This window comes from Massilia niastensis DSM 21313, from assembly GCF_000382345.1.
Lineage (GTDB): Bacteria > Pseudomonadota > Gammaproteobacteria > Burkholderiales > Burkholderiaceae_D > Telluria > Telluria niastensis.
On sequence record NZ_KB908093.1, the window covers coordinates 62442 to 78775 of the forward strand.

At 64.7% G+C, this 16334-nt stretch carries 19 protein-coding genes and 1 tRNA gene; 11 read left to right on the forward strand and 9 right to left on the reverse strand.

The annotated features are described in order from the left end of the window. Positions 1-75: 75 nt before the first annotated feature. Genes H162_RS30695 through gpmA form a run of 3 tightly spaced genes read right to left on the reverse strand, consistent with a single transcriptional unit; the run spans position 76 to position 3756 of the window. Positions 76-1551, reverse strand: a complete 1476-nt coding sequence (locus tag H162_RS30695; RefSeq protein WP_020653786.1) for a S41 family peptidase — start codon at positions 1549-1551, stop codon at positions 76-78. Positions 1552-1559: 8 nt separating this feature from the next. Then, positions 1560-2999, reverse strand: a complete 1440-nt coding sequence (locus tag H162_RS0112385) for a murein hydrolase activator EnvC family protein (RefSeq protein WP_020653787.1) — start codon at positions 2997-2999, stop codon at positions 1560-1562. 10 nt (positions 3000-3009) lie between these two features. Further along, the gene (gpmA, locus tag H162_RS0112390; RefSeq protein ID WP_020653788.1) at positions 3010-3756 is read right to left on the reverse strand and encodes a 2,3-diphosphoglycerate-dependent phosphoglycerate mutase; all 747 of its coding nucleotides are present in this window, start codon (positions 3754-3756) and stop codon (positions 3010-3012) included. An 86-nt stretch (positions 3757-3842) separates the two neighbouring features. On the opposite strand from gpmA, the gene H162_RS0112395 reads away from it, so the two are divergent. The 5 genes from H162_RS0112395 to H162_RS0112415 all read left to right on the forward strand — a co-directional run bounded on the left by H162_RS0112395 (position 3843) and on the right by H162_RS0112415 (position 6691). After that, the gene (locus tag H162_RS0112395) at positions 3843-4244 is read left to right on the forward strand and encodes a rhodanese-like domain-containing protein (protein ID WP_020653789.1); all 402 of its coding nucleotides are present in this window, start codon (positions 3843-3845) and stop codon (positions 4242-4244) included. Between the two features lie 21 nt (positions 4245-4265). Next, on the forward strand, positions 4266-4529 hold the full coding sequence (gene grxC / locus H162_RS0112400) for a glutaredoxin 3 (protein ID WP_026354561.1): 264 nt from the start codon (positions 4266-4268) through the stop codon (positions 4527-4529). A gap of 141 nt (positions 4530-4670) precedes the next feature. Beyond that, on the forward strand, positions 4671-5129 hold the full coding sequence (secB, locus tag H162_RS0112405) for a protein-export chaperone SecB (protein WP_026354562.1): 459 nt from the start codon (positions 4671-4673) through the stop codon (positions 5127-5129). A 74-nt stretch (positions 5130-5203) separates the two neighbouring features. Then, positions 5204-5644, forward strand: coding sequence for an SH3 domain-containing protein (locus tag H162_RS0112410; RefSeq protein ID WP_020653792.1), 441 nt, complete (start codon positions 5204-5206; stop codon positions 5642-5644). An 18-nt stretch (positions 5645-5662) separates the two neighbouring features. Continuing rightward, positions 5663-6691, forward strand: coding sequence for an NAD(P)H-dependent glycerol-3-phosphate dehydrogenase (locus H162_RS0112415; RefSeq protein ID WP_020653793.1), 1029 nt, complete (start codon positions 5663-5665; stop codon positions 6689-6691). Between the two features lie 133 nt (positions 6692-6824). Here H162_RS0112415 and H162_RS0112420 read toward each other — a convergent pair whose 3' ends face one another. From H162_RS0112420 to mscL, 4 genes are read right to left on the reverse strand one after another with little or no spacing between them, the layout of a single operon-like run. After that, positions 6825-7199 carry a cupin domain-containing protein gene (locus H162_RS0112420; protein WP_040787223.1) on the reverse strand — a complete coding sequence of 125 codons (375 nt, stop codon included), beginning with the start codon at positions 7197-7199 and terminating at the stop codon, positions 6825-6827. 14 nt (positions 7200-7213) lie between these two features. After that, positions 7214-7903, reverse strand: a complete 690-nt coding sequence (locus H162_RS0112425) for a DUF2461 domain-containing protein (protein ID WP_020653795.1) — start codon at positions 7901-7903, stop codon at positions 7214-7216. 19 nt (positions 7904-7922) lie between these two features. Continuing rightward, complete coding sequence (locus tag H162_RS0112430; RefSeq protein ID WP_020653796.1) at positions 7923-9116, reverse strand: Do family serine endopeptidase; 1194 nt, start codon at positions 9114-9116, stop codon at positions 7923-7925. Beyond that, entirely contained in the window at positions 9113-9523 is a 411-nt protein-coding gene (gene mscL / locus H162_RS0112435; protein ID WP_020653797.1) for a large conductance mechanosensitive channel protein MscL, read from the reverse strand. The genes H162_RS0112430 and mscL overlap by 4 nt, the downstream gene beginning before the upstream one ends. Before the next feature lie 227 nt (positions 9524-9750). Between mscL and petA the strand changes: the two genes are divergently transcribed. The 6 genes from petA to H162_RS0112465 all read left to right on the forward strand — a co-directional run bounded on the left by petA (position 9751) and on the right by H162_RS0112465 (position 13985). After that, positions 9751-10365, forward strand: a complete 615-nt coding sequence (petA, locus tag H162_RS0112440) for a ubiquinol-cytochrome c reductase iron-sulfur subunit (protein ID WP_026354565.1) — start codon at positions 9751-9753, stop codon at positions 10363-10365. Position 10366: 1 nt separating this feature from the next. Then, positions 10367-11782 carry a cytochrome b gene (locus H162_RS0112445; RefSeq protein ID WP_020653799.1) on the forward strand — a complete coding sequence of 472 codons (1416 nt, stop codon included), beginning with the start codon at positions 10367-10369 and terminating at the stop codon, positions 11780-11782. 31 nt (positions 11783-11813) lie between these two features. Then, on the forward strand, positions 11814-12578 hold the full coding sequence (locus H162_RS0112450) for a cytochrome c1 (RefSeq protein WP_020653800.1): 765 nt from the start codon (positions 11814-11816) through the stop codon (positions 12576-12578). A gap of 98 nt (positions 12579-12676) precedes the next feature. Next, positions 12677-13288, forward strand: a complete 612-nt coding sequence (locus tag H162_RS0112455; protein WP_026354566.1) for a glutathione S-transferase N-terminal domain-containing protein — start codon at positions 12677-12679, stop codon at positions 13286-13288. Between the two features lie 114 nt (positions 13289-13402). Further along, positions 13403-13879, forward strand: coding sequence for a ClpXP protease specificity-enhancing factor (locus H162_RS0112460; protein WP_020653802.1), 477 nt, complete (start codon positions 13403-13405; stop codon positions 13877-13879). A gap of 30 nt (positions 13880-13909) precedes the next feature. Then, a tRNA-Thr gene (locus H162_RS0112465) sits at positions 13910-13985 on the forward strand. Positions 13986-14038: 53 nt separating this feature from the next. Here the strand turns inward: H162_RS0112465 and makE are convergent. Both makE and makA read right to left on the reverse strand, forming a co-directional pair. Continuing rightward, positions 14039-15094 (reverse strand): alpha-pore-forming cytotoxin subunit MakE, encoded by a 1056-nt coding sequence (gene makE / locus H162_RS0112470; RefSeq protein ID WP_020653803.1) that lies wholly within the window; start codon positions 15092-15094, stop codon positions 14039-14041. 57 nt (positions 15095-15151) lie between these two features. Then, complete coding sequence (gene makA / locus H162_RS0112475) at positions 15152-16300, reverse strand: alpha-pore-forming cytotoxin MakA (protein ID WP_020653804.1); 1149 nt, start codon at positions 16298-16300, stop codon at positions 15152-15154. Between the last annotated feature and the right edge of the window lie 34 nt (positions 16301-16334).

The window sequence follows — 16334 nt, forward strand, 5'->3', positions numbered from 1 at the left end:
ACGTGGGGGCTGCGGGTGCGCAGGCCCGGCCCCCGCCTGCGCGGAGACCCAGGTTTGCGTGCACCCCGCAAACGCTTATTTCTTGGCTGGCGGCGCCTTGAGTTCGGGCGGCTTGTGCTCCGCACCCGGCAAGGGCTGCGGCACCGGCTTGAGTTCCTCCGGCTCGCCCTTGGCCAGCTGCACCGGCAGGCCCTTGAAGTGGTTCAGCGCCTGGGCCAGCTGGAAGTCGTCCTTGCTGCCGAACTCGAGCGGCTTGCGCTCCTTCAGCAGGGCCAGGGCGCGCTGCTGCTGGTCCACCTGGCCGGCCTTGTCCCTGGCGCTCGCGGCCTTCTTCTCGCCCTCGGCCACCAGGTGGCGCTGCAGGTCCGATTCGCGCACGCGCAGCGCATTGAGCATGTCGCCCTCGGCGGTCTCCGCGACCCGCATGTCGGGCACGATGCCGGTGGCCTGGATCGGGCGTCCCTTCGGCGTGTAGTAGCGCGCCGTGGTCAGCTTGATCGCGGTGTCGGCCGACAGCTGGCGCAGGGTCTGCACCGAGCCCTTGCCGAAGGTCTGGCTGCCCATCACGATCGCGCGCTTGTAGTCCTGCAGGGCGCCGGCCACGATCTCCGACGCCGAGGCCGAACCGCTGTTCACCAGCACCACCATCGGCACCGTCTTGAGCGCTTCCGGCAGGCCGGCCAGCGGATCGCCGCGCTGCGCATAGAACTCGCGGCGGCCATAGAACACCTGGTTCGAATCCGGCAACTGGCCCTTGGTCGAGACGATCACCTGGTCGGGCTGGGGCAGGAAGGCCGCCGACACGCCGATCGCGCCCGGCAGCAGGCCGCCCGGGTCGTTGCGCAGGTCGAGCACCAGGCCCTTGATCCCGGGATTTTCGGCATACAGGGATGTCGTTTTCCGGGCCAGTTCTTCCAGCGTGTTTTCCTGGAACTGGCTGACGCGCACCCAGGCATAGCCCGGTTCGACCAGCCTGGCCTTGACGCTTTGCACGTTGATCTTTTCGCGCGTCACCGGCACCACCCAGGGCTTGTCCTCGCCGCGGCGGGCGATGGTGAGGGTGACCTTGCTGCCGGCCTTGCCGCGCATGCGCTTGATGGCCTCGTCGACCGACATGTTGCGCACCGGGACGTTGTCGATGCGGGTGATCAGGTCGCCGGACTTGATGCCGGCCTTGTGCGCCGGGGTGTCCTCGATCGGCGACACCACCTTGACATAGCCGTCCTCGGTGGCGATCTCGACGCCCACGCCGACGAACTTGCCCTGCACGCTCTCGCGCATCTCGCGGAAGGCCTTGGGGTCGAGGTAGACCGAATGCGGGTCGAGCGAGGCGACCATGCCGCCGATCGCCTCGGACAGCAGCTTCTTGTCCTCGACCGGTTCGACATAGTCGGTCTTGATCAGGCCGTAGACATCGGCCAGCTGGCGCAGCTCGTCGAGCGGCAACGGCGCGCCGTTCTTTTGCGCATAGGCCGAGAACTGGAACGACGCGGCCACGCCGGCCACCATGCCCAGGCCGATCAGCCCGATGTTCTTTGCTTTGATGCCCATGTTTGCCCCTAGAATTTGATCCAGCTTGCAGGATCGAAGGCCTTGCCGCGGTGCCTGAGCTCAAAGTATAGCCCCGATTCCTCGTTGCCGCCGGTATTGCCCGCGCTCGCGATCGCCTCCCCCGCGCGCACCATGTCGCCCGGGCGTTTCAGCAGGGACTGGTTGTTCCCGTAGATCGACAGGTACTCGCCGCCGTGGTCGATGATGATCAGGTTGCCGAAGCCGCGCATCCAGTCGGCGTGCACCACCCGGCCCGGTCCGACGGCGCGCACCTCGGCCCCTTCGGCGGCCTTGATGAACATGCCTTTCCAGCTCGGGCCGTCGCCGCGGCGGGCGCCGAAGCGCGCCGCCACGCTGCCGCTGATCGGGGCGTTCAGGCGCCCGCGCAGGCTGGCGAAGGCGCCCGCCGGGGCGGCCGGCGCCAGGGTGACCTCGGGCGGCGGCGGCGCGGACGGTTTGGTCTCGGCCGGCTTCGGCGCCGGCTGCTCGACCACTTTCGGTTCTTCCGGGATCGGCACGGGCTTGGCGCCCGGCTTGGCCTCCCGGGCCGCCTTGGCGCGCGCGATGCGTTCGCGCTCGGCCTTTTCCTGGGCCGCCTTGGCGCGCGCCAGCGCCCGCGCCTTCTCTTCCGCCTCGGCCTTGGCCCTGGCGGCGGCCAGCGCGGCCTGGCGGCGCTGCTCGGCCTCGGCCTGCTCGCGGATCAGGCGCGTCAGGCGGTCGACCAGCCCGCTCATGCGCTGCTCGTCGCGCTGCAGGCGGTCGGCCTGCTTGCGCTGGTCGGCCAGCTTGCTCGACAGGTTCTGCAGCAGCGCCGCGCGGCGCGCCTTTTCCTTCTCCAGCAGCGCCTTCTGGTCGAGCTGCTCCTGGGCGATTTCTTCCAGCTCCTGCTGGGCGTTCTCGACCTTGTCGCGGTTGGCCTCGACCTGGGCCAGGTTGCCGCGCAGGGCGGCCAGCAGCCGCGCCTGCGCCTGCGACACATAGGCCATCATCTGCAGGTCGCGGTTGATCCGGTTCGGGTTGTCGCCGGACAGCAGCAGCTTGATCCGGTCTTCGTTGCCAGCCACGTAGTGCTCGCGCAGCAATTCAGACAACTGTTTCTTTTGAGAATCAATTGTCTGCGCCAGGCGCTGCTGCTCGGTGCCGAGGTCCTGCAACCGGTTGCTGGTCTGGTCCTGTTCCTCGGCCAGGTCGCGCAGCGCGCGGTTGGCGTCCGAAATGGCGGCCTCGGACTCCGCCAGGGTATCGGCGGCGTCTTCCTTTTCGCTCTCGGTGCGGATGATGTCGCGCTTGATCGCTTCCAGCTTTTGCTGGATGCCGGCCCGCTGTTTCTCGGCAGTCGCCTTCTGGCGGCTGCGTTCGGTCTGGCGTTGGGCGAAAGCGTCGGGGGACAGCGCGATGCCCAGGAGGGCGCACAGCAGCGCGCTCCCGAGCGACTTCGTGAATGGCAAACGCAAGACTTTACTTTGCCTTCCCTTGGTTGGCCACGGCCGCCATGGCGGCGGCGATCGCTTCCTGGTCGCCCAGGTAGTAATGGCGGATCGGCTTCAGGTCGGCATCCAGTTCGTACACCAGCGGCTGGCCGTTCGGGATGTTCAGGCCGACGATGTCGGTGTCGCTGATGTTGTCGAGCATCTTGATGATGGCGCGCAGGCTGTTGCCGTGGGCCGAGATCAGGATGTTCTTGCCGGCGCGGATGGCCGGGGCGATTTCCTCGTCCCAGGCCGGCATCACGCGTGCGACCGTGTCCTTCAGGCATTCGGTGAGCGGGATCTGCGCCTTGTCCAGGCCGGCGTAGCGCGGGTCGTTGAACGAGGTGCGCTCGTCGTCGGCGGCCAGCGGCGGCGGCGGGGTGTCGTAGCTGCGGCGCCAGACCAGCACCTGCTCGTCGCCGAACTTGGCGGCGGTCTCGGCCTTGTCCAGGCCCTGCAGGGCGCCGTAGTGGCGCTCGTTCAGGCGCCAGTCGTTGATGATCGGCAGATACATCATGTCCATCTCGTCGAGCGCCAGCCACAGGGTGCGCACGGCGCGCTTGAGCACCGAGGTGTAGCACAGGTCGAACTTGAAACCGGCCTCCTTGAGGACGCGGCCGGCGGTTTTTGCTTCGGCGACGCCCTTCTCGGTCAGGTCGACGTCGGTCCAGCCGGTGAAGCGGTTTTCCAGGTTCCAGGTCGATTCGCCATGGCGCATGAATACGATTTTGTACATAAATTTGTCTTGAAAAAAGGATGGTGGGTGTATGGTTCGCCTTCTATTTTATAATGCGCCGATTCAGTTCAACCATTGGAAGCCTTGTGAAATTCATACTCGATAATATTTTCATTGTGGCGATCGCCGTCATCTCGGGTGGCGCGCTGCTGTGGCCAGCCCTGGCGCCGCGCGGTAAACGCGCCACGCCGCTGCAGGTGACGCAGATGATCAACCGCGGCAAGACCACCGTGGTCGACGTGCGCGGCGCGGACGACTTCGCGGCCGGCCACCTGCGCGACGCGAAACACATCCCGCTGTCAGACTTGGGGCAACGCATCGGCGAACTGGACAAGTCGAAAAGCCGCACCGTCGTGGTGGTGTGCCAGAACGGCGCGCGCTCCGACAAGGCGGCCCGCCAGCTGCAGAAGGCCGGTTTCGAGGATGTCTACAGCCTGGAAGGCGGCCTGGCGGCCTGGAGCGCCGCAGGCCTGCCGCTCACCAAATAATCTGTCAAGGAAGGAAGAATCATGTCTGCCCACGTTGTCCTTTACCATACCGCAAGCTGCCCTTACTGCGTGCGCGCCGAGCGCCTGCTCGAAGCCAAGGGCGTGACCGACATCGAGCGCATCCGCGTCGACCTCGACCCGGAACAGCGCCAGATCATGATGCAGCGCACCGGTCGCCGTACCGTGCCGCAGATCTATGTCGGCGACACCCACGTGGGCGGCTTCGACGACCTGTACGCACTGGACCAGGCGGGCCGCCTGGATCCGCTGCTGAACGGCGAGTAAGGCGCGTACAAAACAGGTCTGCAACGCGGCGGCAAAGCGCTATTGCATCCAAATTGATTTTGATACAATTGCCGTTGCGTTTGACCCCAGCACCTGGGATGGCGCCCTGTCATCCTTTAATTATTTCAACGAAAGCGTTCCATGTCTGACGAAAATCTGCAACCAGTATTCCAAATCCAACGCGTCTACCTGAAAGACATGTCGCTGGAGCAACCGAATTCGCCGTCGATCTTCCTGGAGCAGGAAGCCCCGGCCATCGAAGTGTCGCTGGACGTCGGCGCCGAGAGCATCGCCGAAGGCATCTACGAGTCGACCGTGACGATCACCGTCACCGCCAAGCTGAAGGACAAGGTTGCGTTCCTGGTGGAAGGCAAGCAGGCCGGCATCTTCGAAGCCCGCAACATCCCGGCTGACCAGATGGATCCGCTGCTGGGCATCGGCTGCCCGAACATCATCTACCCTTACCTGCGCGCCAACATCGCTGACGTGATCAGCCGCGCCGGCTTCCCGCCGGTGCACCTGGCCGAGATCAACTTCGAAGCCTTCTACCAGCAGCGCCGCCAGGCCCTGGCAGAAGCCGCTACCGGCACCGCACAGTAATCCCTCCCGCGGGCGTCGCTTGCGACGCCCGTTCCACCGCCGGCGTTCCGGTTCTTGTCCATCCAAGGCCCGCCATGATCCTTTCCCGCTTCCTCGCAGGCCTGCTGTTCCTTGCAGCATCGGCTGCGCACGCCTTCGATTTCAAGACGGTCGGCACGCCCGCCGCGATCCTGTACGACACCCCGTCCGCCAAGGGCAAGAAACTGTACGTGGCGCCGCAAGGCATGCCGGTGCAGGTCATGCTCAGCTATGGCGAATGGGTCAAGGTGCGCGACATGAACGGCGATGTCGCCTGGACCCCGGCCAACGGCCTGTCGGCACGGCGTAACGTGCTGGTGAGCGTGCCCGGCGCCAAGGTGTTCGCGGATGCGAACGACAGCTCGCAGGTCCTCATGACCGCCGACAAGGGCGTCCTGCTCGAACTGGTCGATCCGACCGCGCTGACCTGGGCGCGCGTGCGCCACCGCGACGGCATCACCGGTTACATCAAGGCCACCGATATCTGGGGCCTGTAGTTCCACTGTTGGGATTTCATGCAAGATAACAAACAAGCTTCCAAGATCGTCGTGCTCGGCGCGGGCGCCTGGGGCACGGCGGTGGCGATCGCGCTGGCCGCGCGCCACGACGTGCTGCTGTGGGGCCGCAACCCGCAGCAGATGGCCGAGACCGAGGCCGCGCGCGAGAACCCCTACCTGCCGGGCCATCCGCTGCCGGCCAGCCTGCGCGTGACCAGCGATTTCGACGCCGCGCTGGCCCATGTGCTGGAGGCGCGCGCCGATGAAGCGCCGCTGCTGATCGCGGCCTGCCCGGTGGCCGGCCTGCGTCCGCTGCTGGAACGGCTGCGCGGGCATGCCATCCCGAACGTGGTCTGGCTGTGCAAGGGCTTCGAAGCCGACACCGGCCTGCTGCCGCACCAGGTAGTGGCCGAGGTGCTGGGCGACGGCGTGCCGGGCGCGGCGCTGTCGGGCCCGTCGTTCGCGCAGGAAGTGGCGCGCGGGCTGCCGTGCGCGCTGAGCGTGGCGTCGAGCTCGAATGAATTGCGCGAACGCGTGGTGACGGCGGTGCACGGCAACAACCTGCGCGTCTATTCGTGCGACGACCTGGTCGGCGTCGAAGTGGGCGGCGCGGTCAAGAACGTGATGGCGATCGCCACCGGCGCCGCCGACGGCCTGGGCCTGGGCCTGAATGCGCGCGCGGCCCTGATCACGCGCGGCCTGGCCGAGATCACCCGCCTGGGCACGGCGCTGGGCGCGCAGCCCGGCACCTTCATGGGCCTGACCGGGATGGGCGACCTGATCCTGACCTGCACCGGCGACCTGTCGCGCAACCGCCGGGTCGGCCTGGCGCTGGCCGAGGGCAAGGCGCTCGACACCATCGTGCGGGAACTCGGGCACGTGGCCGAGGGTGTGCCGTGCGCGAAATCGGTGCGCGAGCTGGCGCACAGGATGGGGGTGGAGATGCCGATCACCGAGGCGGTGGCCAGCGTGCTGTTCGATGGAATGGCGGCCAGCGAGATGGCGGCCAGGCTGCTGGCGCGGGACCCGAGGATCGAGCTGGCGTAGGGTGGGCGGCTTGTCCGCCCACGCGGTGATAGTTGGCGGCGAGATCATCGCGTACGAATGCAGCACCGGTAACGATCACCGCGTGGACGGCAAAGCCGTCCACCCTACCTGAGTTCGCCGTCCCGCGTGAATATCAGTTCGCCGCCCCGCGCGGATCCTTGGTCGGTCCACCCGCGCGCACCGGCCCCATCAGGATCGTCATGAGCGCCACCGCATCCCTGTTGGCGCGAATGGTGCGCGGCTCGCCGGCCGCCAGATAGACCATCTCGTTCGGCCGCAGCACGATCGTGCGGCCATGCGCGTCGAGCGCGATCTCGCCCTCGAGGCACAGCAGGGTCACCTCCCCTTCCACGCGGTGCTCGGGCACCGGCTTTTCCTTCGGAACCACCAGCCGGATCAGCTCCATCGTCTCGGTCTTGACCAGGGCGATCGACGTGAAATGGGCGATGTCGTCATCCCCGCGCTGCAATACGATCTTTTCACCCGATACTGCGTGTTGCAAGGCCATGTCGCCCTCCTTCTTTATTGCTCGTCATAGTTTTCCGGCACACCGCGCAGCCAGGTGACCAGCGCGAACGCATCCTTGAATCCGCTTGCCAGCAAGGGTACCAGCTTGTCCGGCGCATTCAGCTCCAGGTCCACCTCGGTCCACACGAAAAAGCTCTTCAGCTTCAGGTACTCGATGTGCGGATGGCCGGGGTCAAAGCCCTTGGGCGGACGTTGCAGCTTGTCTTCTTCCTGCAGGTCGCCGTAGCGCTCCCGGAGATGCTTATTCTTCAACATTTTGGCAAATCCAGGCGCATCGTTGACGACGTGCTCGCGGATCGCCTTCAGCCGCGGCCCCGGCGGCAGGTATTCGCCCGCGCCGAACAGCAGCTTGCCATTGCCTTCGATGTGGAAGTAATACGTCGGGCCGCCCGCCGCGCTCGGGCGCCGCTTGTCGCTCGGCGTGATACCGGCCGAGAAGCGCGTCTTGTAGGGCGTCTTGTCGTTGGAGAAGCGGATGTCGCGGTTGATGCGGAACATCGCCTTCTTCGGATCGCAGGCCGCCACCTGCTTGTCGAATCTCGCCAGTTCGCGGATCAGGTCGGTCACGACCGCCAGGAACTCCTCGCGCAGGATGTCGTAGCGCGGCTTGTTCATGATGAACCAGGGTCGGTTGTTGTTGTCGCTGAGTTCGGTGAGGAATTGCTTCAGGTCGCGCAGGTGCATGGATAATGGGGAAAAGGAACTACGGAATCTGGCGTGGCCGGCGGCCGACGGTCACGCCCAGGGTCGACTTGCGGCTCTTGCGCAGGATGGTCAGGTCGGCCTTCGAGCCCGGCTCGAGCTGGGCGATGAGGTTCAGCATGTCGCTGGTGCTGCCCACCGGCTTGCCACCCACGGAAGTCAGGATGTCGCCCGGCTGGACGCCGGCGCGGTCGGCCGGGCCGCCGCGCACCACGCCGGCGATGATCGCCCCGCTCGAGCGCGCCAGGCCGAAGCTGGTGGCCAGCTCGGGCGTGATGTCCTGCGATTCGATGCCGATCCAGCCGCGCACCACCTGGCCATGGCGGATGATCGAGTCCAGCACCGTCTTGGCGGTGGAGACCGGAATCGCGAAGCCGATCCCGACCGAGCCGCCGGTCTGCGAATAGATGGCCGAGTTGATGCCCAGCAGGTGGCCATTGGTGTCGACCAGCGCCCCGCCCGAGTTGCCGAAGTTGATCGCGGCGTCGGTCTGGATGAAGTTCTCGAAGTGGTTGATGTGCAGGTTGTTGCGGCCCAGCGCGGAAATGATGCCCAGGGTGACGGTCTGGCCGACGCCGAAGGGATTGCCGATGGCCAGCACCACGTCGCCCACGCGCGCCTGCTCGGGGTCGCCCAGCACCATCACCGGCAGGTTGCTTTCCGCAATGCGGATCACGGCCAGGTCGGTCTCGGGATCGGTGCCGACCATGCGCGCCGGGGCCTTGCGGCCGTCGGCCAGGCCGACCTCGATCGCATCCGCCCCCTCGACCACGTGGAAATTGGTCAGGATATAGCCGTCGCCGCTGACGATCACGCCCGAGCCCAGGCTGGCCAGCTGCTCGTCCGGCGGCAGGCGGTCGCCGAAGAAGCGGCGGAAGAAGGGGTCCTTCAGCAGCGGATGGGCCTGGCGCGACGCCTTGCTGGTGAAGATGTTGACCACGGCCGGCATCGCCTTGCCGGCGGCCTCGCGGAAGCTGCCGGCGGTGGCGGCCGGCGCGGCCTGCAGCATCGGCACCGACTTGCCCGGTGCGCCGACCTGGACCGGCGTCGGCGGGCGTTCCAGCCATTCCGGCCGCAGCACCGCGATCACGAAATACAGGGCGAGCGCGACGGTGACTGCCTGTGCGAACAGCAGCCAGAGCCGGCGCGGCGCACTGGGGCGCCTGACGATGTCGTGGAGGGTGCCGTCTTTCACTTCTTCAGGGAGTCCCGGATTTCGCGCAGCAGAACGACCTCTTCCGCAATCGCGGCCGCCTCGGCGTCCGCCGGGCCGCGCAGGCGGTTGACCAGCTTCACCATCTGGAAAATGATGAAGGCCAGGATGATAAAGTTGAGCAAGATGGTCAGAAAGTTACCATATGCCAACACTGCACCGGCTTTTTTTGCTTCGACAAGCGGTAAGTTGTAAGCCTGGTTGTTGAGAGGAATATAATAGTTTGCGAAGTCGAGGCCTCCGAACAGCTTTCCGATCGGCGGCATGATGATGTCCTGGACCAGGGAATCGACGATCCGGCCGAAGGCCGCGCCGATGATCACGCCCACGGCCAGGTCGACCACATTGCCGCGTACCGCAAACTTCTTGAACTCGCTTAGCATCGCCATTGGATTCCTCGAATTGTTATTGATACAAGCAGTTCCATCATACCCCAAGCATCCCGATTATGGATGTCGCTCTGCCTTCCGAAAGGCGTGCGCTGGCACGGGCATTTTGCCAACCATGTACCCTTGATAATTTTTTTCCAATCGGTATTGCCGTTCACATATAATTTTGTGTTGCTGGAAGCTCTTTATTAATTCTTAAGTTTCGTTTTTCACGGAGTGGGGTTGGTATGAGTAATGATAAGCAGGTCGATCCAGGCCGACGCGGTTTGATCGTCGCTACATGCGCGGCAGGCGGTGTCGTTGGTGTGTCCACGGCGGGAGTCCTCGTCAGCACCTTCCAGCCCTCTGAACGCGCGAAAGCCGCGGGCGCTCCCGTCGAAGTCGATATCTCCGACGTCAAGCCCGGCGAAATGAAGGTCGTCGAATGGCGCGGCAAGCCGGTCTGGATTCTTCGCCGGACACCGGAAATGATGGCCAATCTGACCAAGATCGACGCCGAACTCGCCGATCCGGCCTCCGACAAGGTATTCCAGCTGCCGATGCCGGAATACACCAAGAACCCGTACCGCGCGCGCATCGAGCACAAGGAAGTGCTGGTGACCGTGGGCATCTGCTCGCACCTGGGCTGCTCCCCCTCCTCGCGCCTGAACTCCGGCCCCCAGCCGAACCTCCCGGACAACTGGCCGGGCGGCTTCCTCTGCCCCTGCCACGGCTCCACCTTCGACCTGTCGGCGCGCGTGTTCAAGAACAAGCCGGCGCCGACCAACATGGATGTTCCACCGTACATGTACCTGTCGGATAACAGGCTGGTGATCGGCAAAGACGAGAAAGGCGAGGCATAAGATGGCAGGCCCATTCAAAGAAACCAAGCTTCCCGCGAACGCGCCGGCCGCCGAGAAGGCGCTGGCCTGGGTCGACGACCGCTTCCCGCTGACCAAGCTGTGGAACGACCAGTGGGGCCGCTACTACGCCCCCAAGAACTTCAACGTCTGGTACGTGTTCGGCTCGCTGGCCCTGCTGGTGCTGGTGCTGCAGATCGTCACCGGCATCTTCCTGACCATGCACTACAAGCCGGACGCCGCGCTCGCGTTCGGCTCGGTCGAATACATCATGCGCGAAGTGCCCTGGGGCTGGCTGGTGCGCTACATGCACTCGACCGGCGCCTCGGCCTTCTTCATCGTGGTCTACCTGCACATGACCCGCGCCCTGCTGTACGGTTCGTACCGCAAGCCGCGCGAGCTGGTCTGGCTGTTCGGCTTCGGGATCTTCCTGTGCCTGATGGCGGAAGCCTTCTTCGGCTACCTGCTGCCGTGGGGCCAGATGTCGTACTGGGGCGCGCAGGTGATCGTCAACCTGTTCGGCGCGATTCCCGTGATCGGTCCCGACCTGTCGCTGTGGATCCGCGGCGACTACGTGGTGTCGGACGCCACCCTGAACCGCTTCTTCGCCTTCCACGTGATCGCCCTGCCGCTGGTGCTGCTGGGCCTGCTGGCCGCGCACATCCTGGCGCTGCACGAAGTCGGCTCGAACAACCCGGACGGCATCGAAGTCAAGGACAACCTGGACGAGCACGGCCATCCGGTCGACGCGATCCACTCGCACCCCTACTACACCACCAAGGACCTGTTCGGCGTGTCGGTGTTCCTGCTGATCTTCTCGGCGGTCGTGTTCTTCGCGCCTGAAATGGGCGGCTACTTCCTGGAGTACAACAACTTCCTGCCGGCCGACTCGATGAAGACCCCGCCGCACATCGCGCCGACCTGGTACTTCACGCCGTTCTACTCGGTGCTGCGCGCCACCACGGCCGACTTCATGTACGTGCTGATGGCCGCGGTCGCCGCCTATGTCGTGTTCATCTGGCTCAAGTCGCGCCTGTCCTACCGCGCCAAGATCGCGATCGCCGCGATCGGCCTCGTGCTCATCATCGGCATGCTGCCGCAGGTGCTGGAAGCGAAGTTCTGGGGCGTGGTGCTGTTCGGTTCGTCGGTCATGATCCTGGCCTTCCTGCCGTGGCTGGACCACTCGCCGGCCCGCTCGCTGCGCTACCGCCCGGACTGGCACACCTGGCTGTTCGTGGTGTTCGCGCTGTGCTTCCTGACCCTGGGCTACCTGGGCACCCAGCTGCCGACGCCGTCGTTCACGATCCTCTCGCAAGTCTGCACCCTGCTGTACTTTGCGTTCTTCCTGCTGATGCCGTGGTGGAGCACGATGGGCACCTTCAAGCCGGTGCCGAATCGCCTGAGCTTCACCCCGCATTGATCGACATCATCAGAGAGCACAAGGACAACCCATGAAATTCTTTGCGAAGAAACTGATCGCAGTCCTGGCCCTGGTGCCGGGGCTGGCATTCGCCGCCGAGGGCGGCTTCCCGCTCGAGCGCGCGCCCGAGCGCAGCGAGCTGTCGGCGCTGCAGAATGGCGCCAAGCTGTTCGTCAACTATTGCCTGAACTGCCACTCGGCGACCTCGATGCGCTACAACCGCCTGCAGGACCTGGGGCTGTCCGAGGATCAGATCAGGAACAATCTGTTGTTCTCGCAAGACAAAGTCGGCGGCATGATGACGACGGCGATGCGCGCCGACGATGCGAAGGTCTGGTTCGGCGCGGTGCCGCCGGACCTGTCGGTGATCGCGCGCGCCAAGTCCTCGCCGGCCGGCTCGGGCGCGGACTACCTGTATACCTACCTGCGCACCTTCTACAAGGACGACACCCGCCCGACCGGCTGGAACAACATGGTGGTGCCGAACGTGGCGATGCCGCACGCGATGTGGCAGCTGCAGGGCGTACGCACTGCGAAATTCGTCGACGAAGCCGATCCGCATGACGCCGGCAAGACGGTGCACAAGTTCGCCGGCTTCGAGCAGGTGGCGCCCGGCGCCATGAGCCAGCAGGAGTTCGACACCGCCACCGCCGACCTGGTCGCCTACCTGGGCTGGATGGCGGAACCGGCGCAAAACACCCGCAAACGCCTGGGTGTCATTGTCCTTCTGTTCATGTCCGTGTTCGCTTTCCTGGCCTGGCGCTTGAACGCGTCATACTGGAAGGATGTGAAGTAATTCGCTTTCACTGCCCGGTTGGCTATAATACGGGCAATCATTTTTCGGGGTGAGTCGCTTTGCGCTTCACCCCTTTGTTTCTTAAGGAACTATAAACCATGATGGTTCTCTACTCCGGCACCACGTGCCCGTTCTCTCAACGCTGCCGCCTGGTCCTGTTCGAAAAGGGCATGGACTTCGAGGTGCGCGACGTCGACCTGTTCAACAAGCCGGAGGACATCTCGACGATGAATCCGTACGGCCAGGTGCCGATCCTCGTCGAACGCGAACTGATCCTGTACGAGTCGAACATCATCAACGAGTACATCGACGAGCGCTTCCCTCACCCGCAGCTGATGCCGGCCGACCCGCTGATGCGCGCCCGTGCCCGCCTGATGCTGTTCAACTTCGAGAAGGAACTGTTCGTCCACGTGCACACGCTGGAAAGCGAGCGCAACAAGACGAACGACAAGAGCCACGACAAGGCCCGCTCGGAAATCCGCGACCGCCTGACCACCCTGGCGCCGCTGTTCCTGAAGAACAAGTACATGCTCGGCGACGAATTCTCGATGCTGGACGTGGCGATCGCCCCGCTGCTGTGGCGCCTGGACCACTACGGTATCGAGCTGTCGAAGACCGCGGCGCCGCTGATGAAGTACGCCGAGCGCATCTTCTCGCGCCCGGCCTACATCGAGGCGCTGACCCCGTCCGAGAAGGTGATGCGCCGCTGATGGCGCGCGGGCGGCTCCCCCGGGCCGCCCTGCAGTCCGTACACGCCGGTTCGCCACGTTCCTGGGAATGGGGTAAACTGGCGCGTACTTTAGTATCTTTTTATCAACAAAGCCATGTCCGAGATCTCCACCAAGCCTTACCTGCTGCGCGCCATCTACGAATGGTGCACCGACAGCGGCTACACGCCCTACCTTGCGGTCAAGGTCGATTCCGCCACCACGGTGCCGATGGAATACGTCAGGAAAGGCGAGATCATCCTGAACATCAGCTACGGCGCCACGTCCGGGCTGAAGATGGACAACGACGCGATCCATTTCCGTGCGCGCTTCAACGGCGTGTCGCGCGAGATCTACATCCCGGTGCACAACGTGCTGGCGATCTACGCGAACGAGAATGGCCAGGGCATGGCCTTCGAGGTCAACGTGACCGCGGCGGACATGCCGGCGACGGCCGACGAGCCCGCATCGGCCTCGCTGTCGGCGGTGCCGGCTTCCGAGAGCGCCTCCACGGCCGAGTCCACTACGCCGCCGGATGACGACAACGAGCCGCCCAAAAAAGGCGGACGCCCGACGTTGACCCGTATCAAATAAGGGTATAATCCTTGCTCTAACGATCACATTGCCGACTTAGCTCATCAGGTAGAGCAGTTGATTTGTAATCATCAGGTGGCGGGTTCGAGTCCTGCAGTCGGCACCAGAATGAGCAGCAAGAACAAAGGGTTACATGTTCCGACATGTAACCCTTTTTCTTTATCCAATCGAAACGATGCGCGTGGTAATGGCGGGATGCAAGAGGCTGGCCGCATGCTCCGCAATCAGCTTCCACTCCGCGCAGGCGCTGCCGTACCACGCCTGCATCACGACCAGGTCGGCTGCGCTGGTGGCCAGGCCGAGCTTGTCGATCACGCCTGCGAGCTCCCCATCGAATACATCCCAGCTGGTGCGCAAGCCATCCAGCGCCGCATCGATGTTGTCGAGGTCGCTAATGACGAGACCGGTACTCATGGTCAGCGCACCCAGGGTGGCGATGATGGCCTGGTCCGCCTTGAGCGTGGACTGGTCGCCGGCGATCGTGTGCTGATAGCCGGACACGTTGGACTCCATGGCGTTCACCTTGTCCTGCGCCGCGGCGATCGAAGCCACCCCGATACCGGCCAGTATCAGTGACAAACCGCCCGTGAACGGGGCGAAGATGACGCCGAAGACGGTTTCGACGATGCCGTCGCTGCGCGCCTTTTGCGCCCTGGCGATGAGGTCGCGGTCGGTATTGATCCGGGTCGTCAGCGCTGCGATCTGCCGGTTGATGCTGTCGATGGCGGCCTGGATGCCCGCTTCCTGTGCCTGGACCTGGGCGATGGTGGTCGCCATGCCGGCATGCGGCGTCGCCATGGCGACCTGGAAGGCCTTCAGGCGGCCGAGGTAATCGCCGGTCCGGGCGGTCAGGGTGTGCAGGGGCGGCTGGAGCGCGCGCAGCTGCGCCACCAGTGCGGCCTTCCCGGCCGGGGTGACATCCCGCTCCAGTTGGGAAAACATGGCGTCGATCGTGGACTGCGCGCCCAGGAAGGCATCGCCAACCACGCCGACGGCGTCCAGGATCGCATTCTCAAAATACATGACGCCGCTGCGCCGCCAGGCGATGACGAGCTCTTCGGCCGCGCCCAGTTCCTGGTCCAGTTGCCGGTACCACGGCGACGCGACCTGCGCGATCTCGGCCTCGATCACGGCCTGGCAGGAGGCATTCAGCATCAGCATGCGGTTCATGCTCAGGTCGATCTGCGGATTGACGGCGGCGGCATTGAAACTCATGGGTTTCTCCCGGCGATGGTGAAACGCCGGCCGCGGCGCGGCCGGCGGGCAGGCGGATCAGGCAGCCTGGGATTGCATCGGCAATTGCTTGGCCACTACCTTGACGGGTGCGTTGGCCAGGGACTCGGCGAAGTTGGTCGCGTCGGCCCATTCGTTGGCGGCCGCCGTGGTGAAGGCGCCCTGCACGATGGTGCTGAGGCTCGTTTCGGCCAGGTCGAGCTTGGCCTTCACGCCTTGCAGCTCGCCCTGGAACACCGCCCAGGAGGTGCGGAAGTCGGACAAGGCATTGGTCGAATCGGTGACGTACTGGATCGACTGGTTCGACGAGCTCGCCAGGCCTTGCAGCGCCACCAGCTGGCGCTTGTCGTCGTCCAGCTCTTTCTGGTCGGCCGCGATTTCCTTGAACTGCTTGTCGATCTTGGCCTGCATCACGCCCCAGGTCACGGAGCCGCCAATGATCAGCGCCGCGCCCGTACCGGCCACCAGGTAGGCCGATGCGCCGCCGGTTTCAGGCGCCAGCGCGATGCCGGCGATGAGCAGCAGCAGGCCCAGGCCGATGCCGCCGGCCGAGGCCGCAATGGCGATGTTTTCCTTGTGGATCATCTCGTTCAGCGTGGAGATCGCATTGTTCATCTTCTGGATGTCCGTCGCCAGATCCGTTTCCGCGCTCTGGATATTCGCCGCCCCCGTCACCAGGTCGTCGTGCGACTTCTGCATCAGGTCGCCCCACTCCTTGAGCATCTGGGCGGTCGTTTCGGCATTGGTGATGATGTTCGACACCGACTGGTCCAGCGCTTCCACCAGCTGCTTGACCTGCACCACATACTGGTTGGTGGCCCCTTGCGCGTCCGGGTGGGCGTTGACGATGGACATGATCTGCGCGGTGAATGCACTGTAGGTGGTGCCGTAGTTGATCACCTGCACCGGAACGCCGCCGGTGACACCAGGGGCGATGTTGTCGATCCACTGGGTGGCATGCGCCTTGGCGGTATCGAGCTTGGATTGCAGCCCGTCGAACCAGGCCGGCTTGGGCGACGGCGCCACCAGCACCGTGTTCAGAATGCCATGGCAAGCCTGGGTGATGAGCGAGAGCGTGACGAAGGCCTGCTGGGTCTTCTGTTGCAGCGTGTCGGTGCTGTTCACGTTGTCGTTGCTGGCGGCGATGGCGCGGCGTTCATTGCTGAGGGGGAGATCGACTGCGTGCATGGTGATGTCCTTTCGGTGAATGGGGATGAGGGTG

What these genes read in the sequence shown, in the direction of transcription:
- H162_RS30695 (WP_020653786.1), bottom strand. Translation starts at nt 1,551, where the DNA reads ATGGGCATCAAAGCAAAGAACATCGGGCTGATCGGCCTGGGCATGGTG.
- gpmA (WP_020653788.1), bottom strand. Translation starts at nt 3,756, where the DNA reads ATGTACAAAATCGTATTCATGCGCCATGGCGAATCGACCTGGAACCTG.
- grxC (WP_026354561.1), top strand. Translation starts at nt 4,266, where the DNA reads ATGTCTGCCCACGTTGTCCTTTACCATACCGCAAGCTGCCCTTACTGC.
- secB (WP_026354562.1), top strand. Translation starts at nt 4,671, where the DNA reads ATGTCTGACGAAAATCTGCAACCAGTATTCCAAATCCAACGCGTCTAC.
- H162_RS0112410 (WP_020653792.1), top strand. Translation starts at nt 5,204, where the DNA reads ATGATCCTTTCCCGCTTCCTCGCAGGCCTGCTGTTCCTTGCAGCATCG.
- H162_RS0112415 (WP_020653793.1), top strand. Translation starts at nt 5,663, where the DNA reads ATGCAAGATAACAAACAAGCTTCCAAGATCGTCGTGCTCGGCGCGGGC.
- H162_RS0112420 (WP_040787223.1), bottom strand. Translation starts at nt 7,199, where the DNA reads ATGGCCTTGCAACACGCAGTATCGGGTGAAAAGATCGTATTGCAGCGC.
- H162_RS0112425 (WP_020653795.1), bottom strand. Translation starts at nt 7,903, where the DNA reads ATGCACCTGCGCGACCTGAAGCAATTCCTCACCGAACTCAGCGACAAC.
- mscL (WP_020653797.1), bottom strand. Translation starts at nt 9,523, where the DNA reads ATGGCGATGCTAAGCGAGTTCAAGAAGTTTGCGGTACGCGGCAATGTG.
- petA (WP_026354565.1), top strand. Translation starts at nt 9,751, where the DNA reads ATGAGTAATGATAAGCAGGTCGATCCAGGCCGACGCGGTTTGATCGTC.
- H162_RS0112445 (WP_020653799.1), top strand. Translation starts at nt 10,367, where the DNA reads ATGGCAGGCCCATTCAAAGAAACCAAGCTTCCCGCGAACGCGCCGGCC.
- H162_RS0112450 (WP_020653800.1), top strand. Translation starts at nt 11,814, where the DNA reads ATGAAATTCTTTGCGAAGAAACTGATCGCAGTCCTGGCCCTGGTGCCG.
- H162_RS0112455 (WP_026354566.1), top strand. Translation starts at nt 12,677, where the DNA reads ATGATGGTTCTCTACTCCGGCACCACGTGCCCGTTCTCTCAACGCTGC.
- H162_RS0112460 (WP_020653802.1), top strand. Translation starts at nt 13,403, where the DNA reads ATGTCCGAGATCTCCACCAAGCCTTACCTGCTGCGCGCCATCTACGAA.
- makE (WP_020653803.1), bottom strand. Translation starts at nt 15,094, where the DNA reads ATGAGTTTCAATGCCGCCGCCGTCAATCCGCAGATCGACCTGAGCATG.
- makA (WP_020653804.1), bottom strand. Translation starts at nt 16,300, where the DNA reads ATGCACGCAGTCGATCTCCCCCTCAGCAATGAACGCCGCGCCATCGCC.